The sequence below is a fragment of the Bacillus sp. BML-BC051 genome, from assembly GCF_019656175.1.
GTDB classification, from domain to species: Bacteria; Bacillota; Bacilli; order Bacillales; family Bacillaceae_G; genus Bacillus_A; species Bacillus_A mobilis.
Window position 1 is genome coordinate 1 of sequence record NZ_BPLI01000021.1, and the last position, 9,036, is coordinate 9,036.

General features: G+C 35.2%; 13 protein-coding genes and 1 pseudogene. 5 read left to right on the forward strand and 9 right to left on the reverse strand.

Going from position 1 to position 9,036, the window contains the following annotated elements; translation table 11 throughout:
- Positions 1-152: 152 nt before the first annotated feature.
- The 5 genes from K5S59_RS11980 to K5S59_RS12000 form a co-directional block, all read right to left on the reverse strand.
- Positions 153-773, reverse strand: a complete 621-nt coding sequence (locus K5S59_RS11980; RefSeq protein ID WP_033682834.1) for a replication-relaxation family protein — start codon at positions 771-773, stop codon at positions 153-155.
- Complete coding sequence (locus tag K5S59_RS11985) at positions 715-1,899, reverse strand: FtsK/SpoIIIE domain-containing protein (RefSeq protein ID WP_000891524.1); 1,185 nt, start codon at positions 1,897-1,899, stop codon at positions 715-717. The genes K5S59_RS11980 and K5S59_RS11985 overlap by 59 nt, the downstream gene beginning before the upstream one ends.
- 115 nt (positions 1,900-2,014) lie before the next feature.
- Complete coding sequence (locus K5S59_RS11990; protein ID WP_000170792.1) at positions 2,015-2,197, reverse strand: hypothetical protein; 183 nt, start codon at positions 2,195-2,197, stop codon at positions 2,015-2,017.
- Entirely contained in the window at positions 2,194-2,496 is a 303-nt protein-coding gene (locus tag K5S59_RS11995) for a hypothetical protein (RefSeq protein ID WP_001267618.1), read from the reverse strand. Before K5S59_RS11995 ends, K5S59_RS11990 begins: the two co-directional genes overlap by 4 nt.
- Positions 2,493-2,762, reverse strand: coding sequence for a hypothetical protein (locus tag K5S59_RS12000; protein ID WP_001247346.1), 270 nt, complete (start codon positions 2,760-2,762; stop codon positions 2,493-2,495). Before K5S59_RS12000 ends, K5S59_RS11995 begins: the two co-directional genes overlap by 4 nt.
- 185 nt (positions 2,763-2,947) lie before the next feature.
- On the opposite strand from K5S59_RS12000, the gene K5S59_RS12005 reads away from it, so the two are divergent.
- Positions 2,948-3,148, forward strand: coding sequence for a helix-turn-helix transcriptional regulator (locus K5S59_RS12005; RefSeq protein ID WP_000669091.1), 201 nt, complete (start codon positions 2,948-2,950; stop codon positions 3,146-3,148).
- A 630-nt stretch (positions 3,149-3,778) separates the two neighbouring features.
- Here K5S59_RS12005 and K5S59_RS12010 read toward each other — a convergent pair.
- Complete coding sequence (locus K5S59_RS12010; protein ID WP_001169625.1) at positions 3,779-3,901, reverse strand: DUF3961 domain-containing protein; 123 nt, start codon at positions 3,899-3,901, stop codon at positions 3,779-3,781.
- Between the two features lie 182 nt (positions 3,902-4,083).
- On the opposite strand from K5S59_RS12010, the gene K5S59_RS12015 reads away from it, so the two are divergent.
- Together K5S59_RS12015 and K5S59_RS12020 are read left to right on the forward strand one after the other, a co-directional pair.
- Positions 4,084-4,323, forward strand: coding sequence for a helix-turn-helix domain-containing protein (locus K5S59_RS12015; RefSeq protein WP_000097410.1), 240 nt, complete (start codon positions 4,084-4,086; stop codon positions 4,321-4,323).
- A gap of 76 nt (positions 4,324-4,399) precedes the next feature.
- Positions 4,400-4,729 (forward strand): hypothetical protein, encoded by a 330-nt coding sequence (locus tag K5S59_RS12020; protein WP_000448737.1) that lies wholly within the window; start codon positions 4,400-4,402, stop codon positions 4,727-4,729.
- Between the two features lie 525 nt (positions 4,730-5,254).
- On the opposite strand, the gene K5S59_RS12025 is transcribed toward K5S59_RS12020, so the two are convergent.
- Both K5S59_RS12025 and K5S59_RS12030 read right to left on the reverse strand, forming a co-directional pair.
- Positions 5,255-5,848 carry a class I SAM-dependent methyltransferase gene (locus K5S59_RS12025; RefSeq protein ID WP_000655828.1) on the reverse strand — a complete coding sequence of 198 codons (594 nt, stop codon included), beginning with the start codon at positions 5,846-5,848 and terminating at the stop codon, positions 5,255-5,257.
- A 163-nt stretch (positions 5,849-6,011) separates the two neighbouring features.
- Positions 6,012-6,464 carry a hypothetical protein gene (locus K5S59_RS12030; protein ID WP_000179693.1) on the reverse strand — a complete coding sequence of 151 codons (453 nt, stop codon included), beginning with the start codon at positions 6,462-6,464 and terminating at the stop codon, positions 6,012-6,014.
- Positions 6,465-6,632: 168 nt separating this feature from the next.
- On the opposite strand from K5S59_RS12030, the gene K5S59_RS12035 reads away from it, so the two are divergent.
- Positions 6,633-7,928, forward strand: a complete 1,296-nt coding sequence (locus K5S59_RS12035) for a glycosyltransferase (RefSeq protein ID WP_000684372.1) — start codon at positions 6,633-6,635, stop codon at positions 7,926-7,928.
- Between the two features lie 107 nt (positions 7,929-8,035).
- A pseudogene (locus K5S59_RS30515) lies at positions 8,036-8,782 on the forward strand (choice-of-anchor A family protein); the annotation flags it as partial.
- A 54-nt stretch (positions 8,783-8,836) separates the two neighbouring features.
- Here the strand turns inward: K5S59_RS30515 and K5S59_RS30140 are convergent.
- On the reverse strand, positions 8,837-9,036 hold a 200-nt coding region (locus K5S59_RS30140), incomplete at its 5' end, for a hypothetical protein (RefSeq protein ID WP_259653016.1).

Sequence of the window (9,036 nt, forward strand, 5' to 3'; positions counted from 1 at the left end):
TATATTATATATAGAGTATATTATTAGTAATAGTATATAAGTATTATTACTGTTAGGGTTCTAAGTTTTTTAGCTGTAGATTCATTTAATTAGGTGTCAATATTCAATTCTTTTGTCGATTCATTCATGATAAACCACCTCAATTTTAAGAATTAAACACCTGGAACCACATAAACTTTTGCATATATATCATGTTTAGCTGCAAGTTGTTCCAGCTTTTTTTGTCTGTATTCTGTCATAGTAAAGAAATGAATGAGCGGTATTTTTCCGTTGTATTTATTTTTGTAGTATAACGAAAATTCCCTATACCTGCTCATCTTTTCAGCGTTCACATTCATCATTTGCGTACGATCTATTTCTACAGCATGTAGTGTACCTTCTTCATCCCTGAACTTCACATCAGGAATAATTGTCTTCTTTTTATCATCTACTTTATAACGTATAGGTGTTTCTATCTGCCAGTCGTCGGGACAAAACAGATAGAGCCATGCTTCATTTCTCATTAAGCTGTGAGCTAGTCGACTATTTGGTACAATCTTCTCTGTATCGTCGAACAGTTCACGGCCTTTTTTATTTAAATAATACACGTACTCTTTTTGGTACACTGTATTATTTACATAAGGGCTCAGGTCTTTTAAAATACGATTTGCGTTACGAATCCCTCCCATATCGTGCACCGCCATTAGATGCCTACGTGTTGCGAATTTCAGCTTTCTAATCGAGGTCAGAATCGTCATCTGACGGTTTATCTTGATATGTGTCTGGATGTTCATCTTTTTTCACCTCATATTGTTTTAGATGTTTCCACATCATTTCATCGCTAATAAACGGTACCTGCAGCTCAGTTAGTCGATCAGTTTTATAAATAGCTCTACCAGGTAAGGACGGCAATGTTTCTAGTCCCGATTCATCAAGAACAACCTCAGATGCCTTATATGTTGGTAGCCGAAAACCTAACTTCGCATCAGACATCTGCTTTACTACTGATGGAATTGATGTGACTGTAGGATACTGTGTAGCTAAAATCAAACGAAATCCTAAGCCGCCCGATACAGTCGCTATATAACTAAGCATGTACTGACACTCTTCTCGGATCTTATTAACATGACGTGGTAATCCTTTGGCCGGAGCAAGCACGGCACCTTCGTCAACAATAACAAAATACCGATCTTTTTCTTTTGTTTCAACAATATTTTTGTAACCATTTTCCTTCATGAATTTTCCACGCTCTTCGATTTTTTTCATTATATGTTTTAGTACATGATGTGCTTTTTCTGCAGAGTCAGCCACTTCCACCACCTGCTTTAAGCCACTAAACTCACTAAATTCTAATCCCTTTTCCTTTAAATCAATTAAATATACGTGAGCATTTTCAGGGTTCGCCTCAATCAAAGTAGTAAGTAGTACTTTCATAAATACTGTTTTCCCCATTCGTGTAAGACCACCTAGTACCATATGAGGAGTTTTATCAAAGTCATGATAAATTAACTTCTCGAGGCTTTGCCCCATCGGTACTTGCCATTCACCTTTTTTTACTAGCCCTTCATTCCAACACCACTTTTTTGAGATACGTTTACTGAATACCCGAATCATTATCTTGTAGTTATCGTATTTGATACGTACAGGCTTATTTAATCCTTCACTTACAACATCCTCAACCTTTTGTATTAATTTAGATGGCATTCCTAACGGAAGTTTATATACATAAGTCGTACTACGATCATCTTTTTTTCTTTCGAGAAAAACCGGATAATTTAATTTTTCATCCTTCCTAATTGCAATCCCACTTACTTCAAAGAATACTTGTATCTTCTTTCTATCATCCTCTTTACCTTTTAAACTATCATTTAGCAAAGCGTACCCGAGCGAAACTGCAGGTATTAATAACAATTCAAGCATAGGGGTTCACTCCTTATATATCCTTAAAGGATATAGTTGCTCTTTACTGGAAGATTTACATACAAGTTGTTTTTCTTATATAACAAAGTGTCCCATGATTCTAGGTTCCATTCCTTCAAAGAAACACCATTAGCACATAACGTAGAAGATACAAAAACGAGCCGGTAAGAGTTGTATACATCGTCATACGTGGAAGCCAATGTGGAACACTCATCCCCATTTTCTCAGCTGCCTTCATCGCCACTACAGACAATCCTGTCGCTGTCCAAATTACTACAACTTCCCCTGCAAGTGTCATATCGAATCCCTCTTTCTTTTTAGTTGTAATCCTTTTGATGTGAGAATCGGTTGATACTGATTAACCATTTCATCCCATTCAAGAATTTCTTCCTCTTCCCCGTATAGATCTTCCATAATATCGTTAGATAAGCTGTAGTAACCGCGGTACTCTTTGTTGTTAGATACCTCGTGTCTTTCCATATGTTTTAGAATAGAGTTTACTTCACCTTTACCCCTGGACTCTTTATACATGCTTCTCAGTTCTTTAGAAGGATACAGATACGGCGTGTCATTCAAGTAATCATATTGCCACCTCATCGCTCATCTCTCCACTGTTTACAGTCCTCTAAGTATGTATCAATCCTTTTTTGAATCCCTATTTCGTTATACGGACCATAAGGCTCTTCTTCTCCTAATAAGTCAACGATATCAACGTAGTTTGGATTTTGTAACATATTGTGATTTGCGATGTGATTGTACAAACATCTTACTTCACCATAGTCATTTGCATCTGCGTACATGTTGTAAAGTGTTTGGGGTGGATACAGTTGCATGCGATTTAAATACTTATATCCAGGTCTCATTGTTCCTCACCTTTCCCTTCTTGATGTCCTTTTTTCCACTTGGTATTCCTCGTGGTCTTGATATAGGTATATGACCTGGAGAATTATTTTTGCACGTCCACACCAATTTTTTTCTTTCTAGCTTGTACTATTTATAAAGGAGTTTATTTTTGTATATAGAAAGTAAATCTTTGAGGTGAACGTATATGAAGTTTAAATGTAGACTCAAAGTAATCTTTGCAGAGCTTGATATTAAGCAGAGTGATTTTGCAAAACGTATTGGAGTTGACGACTCTACTCTTAGTGCAATTGTTCGTAATCGTACTAAACCTCGTTTTGATACAGCCTATCTAATTTGTAAGGAACTGGGTAAACCAATAGAGGAGATCTGGACCATCGAGGAGTAATTCCTCCCCCTCCAGCCTTAATAAGTTTTTATCTTTATTTTTACACTTGACTTTTGTGTTCGGCAGACAATCATGGGATGAGGGTACAGGACAACGGCTAGGGCAGAGAATGACTACCTTACAACGCTTCAAAAATAAAAAACGTCGTAAAGTAGACGTTCTGTCAATCATGGTCTATCGGGTTAAGGAATCCGTATAGTAACACCCTGTTTAAACGCTGTAATCTCTTACACAGCTGACTTTTTACAGATAAAGCTTGTCCTATCTGCAGAAAGAACCAGGAAAGGAAATGCACTACTGGCGTATCCTTCATTACTCGTAACCTATAATTCTTTCATTATCAGCTGCTACCCGTGCCGTAACACGCCAAGCAACCGCCGTACCGTTAATGGCCGTACTCGCCTAGACTCCTAACAACGCAAACAAGGAAACGTTATTCGTTAGGACGCTAAACTTTCTGACGTTGGCTTAGCTAACCTGTTCAAGTTTAACGAGTGTTAGGTCATTCCTCGTGTGGATCCTCCCTTAGTTACCTAAAAAAGACAATAAGAAACTAGACCTCGTGTATATCTGTTTTTTCGAATAAGGATCGAGGCTGGAGGTTGTCCGATATTTAGTTAAAGAAAGAGCTTATAGCACGTGAGCTATAAGCATATTAATAACGAATAAAACCGAAGCCACAGTATAAAAACCATAAAACCAAATACAATCAGATTTTGTTTCTAAACCGAAGTAATCGCTTATTTTTTGCATCTATACTGTTCCACCCTTCACATTTATATAAAAAGTATGACTCTAGGAGTAAAACTTTGTTAGTAACAATATATAACTCTAGGAGTCATACGTCAATAGTCTTCCGAAAAAAGTTTTACTTTGATATGTAAATTGTGTAAAATGAAAAGTAATAAATGATCGGAATGAACGGAGGTATTACCATGAGTTCTATGGTATTCACTTTAGGAGAAACGATGGAGGAAATTGGGATTACCAAAAACAAGTTAGCAGTGGAATCAAAAGTTCGTCCAGCCACTATTAGTAATCTAGTTAATGGTGAGGTTGGTCTTGTGCGTTTTGACACATTAAAGTCAATCCTGGACGCTTTAAACCAATTAGCTGAAGAAAACGGTGTCGATAAAACCTACCGTATTGAGGACGTTGTACAGTACATAAAATAAATGTACTGTTTTTATTTGTAGATACATTTCCGAATACTCTGATATACTTATTTTAAAGTAATAAAGGAGGAGAAATATGGAGACAAAAACAACGACAGATGGTAATACGTTTTTCATTGAAGTGGATCAAAAAAAGAGTTCCACAAAAGAAAAATTTAGCCGTAAAGCTTCATTAGTTTTCGGAATTTTCGGCATCCTATTTTCTGTTATCTTGGGTATCACAATAGTTGGGTTATTTTTTGCCGTTCCATTGTTTCTTTTTTCGTTAGGATTTATATATGCAGCGTTTGAAAAACAAGAGGTCCAGTGTCCTAACTGTAATTACAAACGTCGAATTTCTAAAGGAAATGGACATTTTGATTGTGGAAGTTGCAAGAAACGTACTTTAGTAAAGTGGAGAAAATGAATAAAATTGCATATTCAGAAGCCAGTATAAGGCGAATGAATTGCTATTAAAATGAAGTGCTATTAAAATGAATTGCTATTAAAAGGAGTAACAACAATACTGGATAAACTACAGAATGAAAAATACGAGATCCATAATTATTTAACGACTGTATTAAGAATTACAAGGAAACGTTTAGACATCAAAGAAGTGTTATTCTTGGAACTAAGTAACATTAGTATGTCCCAATAAAACATGGATGTGGTTTTCAATTGTAAACTCGCATTTTTAAATTGTTTAATTATGTGCTTTGATTAGATTATCACATAATTAATAAGGATATATCAGCGAAATTTATATCTTTTTTGTTTAGTTGTTAGCAAGTTTGTTTGCACTTTTTTACTTTTTCTACTATATAGGCCTTCACAAACATACTATACTTAACCGCTAATTGCTCCAACTTCTCCCCCTATATTTTGTAATCTTAAAGTAACAGATTGCCGACTTTTTCCGTTATATTTTTGTTTATATAGTGTTATAAATAACTCATATATTTAAATCTGATAATTTCCATAAAGACATTGTCTTAATGTTTAGTGTTTCCTTAATACTTAAAATGGGTTCCGGAAAAGAAAACGGATGAAGGCAAAGGTTTAATGGTCTCCAATCTCCCGTATGAATTTCATCATTTTTTATTACTGTAGGAAAGTGCGTAACTAATAAGTATGTGGAACCACTTTGTTTAAAATTCTTTATTGCTTTTAATACATCTTCAAAAGTAAAATGTACCAAAGCATCCCTGCAAAGTATTAAGTCTACACAAGGAAGATCGTCTTGCACAATGTTCTTTTCTACGAATTTTATATGATTTTTTTTAAACATCTTGTTATTTTCCTCTACTAAATCTGTCACAATATCTATACCTGTGTAATTAGTAGTCAAAGGAAGTGGAACATATTTCATCCAATTAAAATCTCCACATGGAGCATCTAAAACAGAATTGATTTCGAATAGATTTAACAATAATGGTAGTTTGTTAATAAGTTGTTGAGATTCGTACACAGACGAACCTGTACCTGATACAGACTCAGTTCCTCCCCAAACATTGTGTTTGAATATATATGTGAAAACATCTTTCATTTTTATTTACTCCTTTACTTCTTGAATTTGCAGATAATCATATAAATTATGTTTTGTATAACACATTTGCTTTGACTAATTATGCATACTGATTATTAATAGGCATACAAATGTATGGATAAAATTAATTATTGTTAATATAAAGAGCGGATATTACCGCTCTTTATGCAATTTGGATTACTTCTAAAACAGGATGTTGATAATTTAAATTACTGTTAGGGTCATTAATTGTTCCAAATACAAGAGTTAAAGCATCTCCTGCATTTAGCCCTAAAATAATTGATTTTCCAGCATTCATTTCTATCGTTGACGTTATCATTGTGGAAGCTAACAGACCATTTACTAAGCTTACTTTTGATTCAGCTTCTTTAACTCCATTCACAGCAATAAAAATTTCAGCACTTGTGTTAAATAAATTCCAGGCTAAGTTTTGTAGCGTTAAATCTAAACTAAATTTGACTTTATATACGCCAGTACCTGTCACAGCAATTGTTTGCGGATTCGGAGTTGTAACACCACTATTTTGAACAGATAAAGATTGAAATGAAACAACTCCATTTGTAGTTGCATGTTGTGTAAGCGTAGGTGCGTATAATGCGCCATATGCAGTAGCCATGTACAACCTCACCTCCTTCCTTACTATATTAAATGTTGCTTGTACTAAACCTGACAGTAGTAAATGCTGAATTTATTAAAAATACTGTGTTTCGTACTTATAAAGTTTTAGAAATAGGTTGAATTGAATATAAATTATGGAATAGCTAAGAAAAAGGAGTGAAAGAATATGAAAATAGCCATTTTAACAATGTTTAACGGACTAACCTCCACCTACTCATTAGTGAATGTTGTCGCGGAGCATTTACGTATGTTTTTAAATGAGGGATTAAAAATAAAATTATTAGTCTCTGAAGATTGTAATTTGGAGGAACGGTATGGGGTTTTTCTCCATGAAAATATCGAATGGATAAAAATCACAAACAGATTAAATGGAGAAATGATTCATTGGAAAGATTACTCTACTCCAAATGGAAAAATACATGATACATTTTTTGAAGAAACTGAAGTAATTGCTAAAGATTTTATACAGCACTTAGAAGATATAGATATCTGTATGATGCACGATATACACTATCAGGGATGGCATTTAGTTCATAATATTGCGATTCGAAAAGCACAAGAACAGCTTCCAAAAGTTCGATTCTTAGCCTTCACTCATTCTGCTCCTATTACTCGACCTCGTCATACAGAACATCCATTTTCAGCCAGATACTCCCCTATGCCTAATACCATCTATATCTACCCGACACAATCTGGGATACCCGCTTTATCCAAGCAATATAATATTGCAGAAGGGTATTGTAAAGTTATTAATAATAGCTTAGATATACTAGAGTGTTTATCTGATGATGTGAGTCATGTAGCATCCCATATTGACATTTTTTCAGCAGATTATCTTATTATTTATCCTGGAAGGTTAACAACAGGGAAAAAGTTCGAGAAAGTTGCAGCTTTTTGTGGAGCCTTAAAAACAAAGACGGAAAAAGAAGTAAAAGTTATATTTTGTGATTTTCCATGTAGCGACATCAATCCAGAAAGATACAAAAAAATGATTTATAACAACGGAATAAAGTTTGGTTTAGATCGAGAGGATATGCTATTCACCTCATCTATTGGTTATACTCAAGGTTTTCCAAGACAAGGTGTAATGGATTTATTCACTTTGTCCAATATATTTGTTTGTCCCTCTTATTCTGAATCATTTGGTTTAATAGTTCTAGAAGCTGCGAGCAGAGGTAATCAAATTGTATTAAATGAGTGCGTACCAGCCTTAGAAGAATTAGGAAAACAATTACAAGCTTATTTTATGAGATGGGACGCAAGAAATTTTGGTTTTGATACTATTGAGAAGTATCATCCATCAGAAGTTGCTTATTTACAAGATCATGCTTCTGAAATTGCAAAGCTAGTAGAAGGCAATAAAGTATTATTTAGTAAAGCAGCTGTTAGAAGACGTTATAGTCCACATTGGATTTGGAAACAGCAGCTTCAGCCATTATTAGATATACTACCTGTTAAATAAGGAGGAATTTTGAGCCTATTTTCTTTTTGGACTAAGTCATCCTTGCATCTTTCTCATAAAATAGAAAGATACATTTAAATGATTTTGTTCTAAAAAGGGGGGACAAAATGGCTACAAATTTAGGAACAGCTAATAATTTTAATGTATTTGTAATAGGAAACCAGACACAAAGTAATGTAGACTCTGAAGGACGGGTAGCGGTTGGTGGAATAGCCACACTTACAAATTACGGAATCGGAAACACATTACCTTTATCTACAACGAGAGCAGATTTAATTGTAGGTATGGAAATGGTGATAACAAGCGGTACTAATTTCAGCGGGAATAGTGTCATTAGTTCTACAGGAACTGTTGTTACTTATACCATGACAAATAACAATGGCGTACCTGGTCAACCACTCGTACAAGATTTAATCGATTTTAATACTGAAGCAAATTTCCTACAATGCGCGTCCACTACATGGGGCGCTTTAGCCCCAACAGGAGTGGCAACTACTAACTTCGGACAGATTGTATTAACAGGGTTAGATCCTACTCTCAACATCTTTACTTTTGATGGCACAAATGTTGCTGGAACAGGTTTAACACTACAATCAGCAAATGGTATCAATATTATTGCACCAGTGGGTTCTACTATCCTAATTAATATTACGGGAGATAATATTGGTTTTGGTAGCTATTCTATTTTTAGAAATGGTTCACCAGCTACTAGTACGGATGCACAGGAAATTTTATATAATTTTCCAGATGCAACTAATGCCTTCAACCAAAATTTATCTATCGAAGGTAGTGTGTTAGCACCATTTGCAAGTTGGCGTGCAGCAGGATTTGGACAGATAAATGGAACTTTTATTGCAGATTCATTAACAAACACTTCTGGCACATTGGAAGCTCATAACTTTCCTTTTCTAGGTGTATTGCCAGATGTGTGTAGCACCACCAGTACGACCAGCACCACCAGCACCACCAGTACGACCAGCACCACCAGTACCACCAGTACCACCAGTACCACCAGTACCACCAGTACCACCAGTACCACCAGTACGACCAGAACCACCAGTACCACCAGGTACAACCAGAACAACCAGTACACCAGAACACACAACCA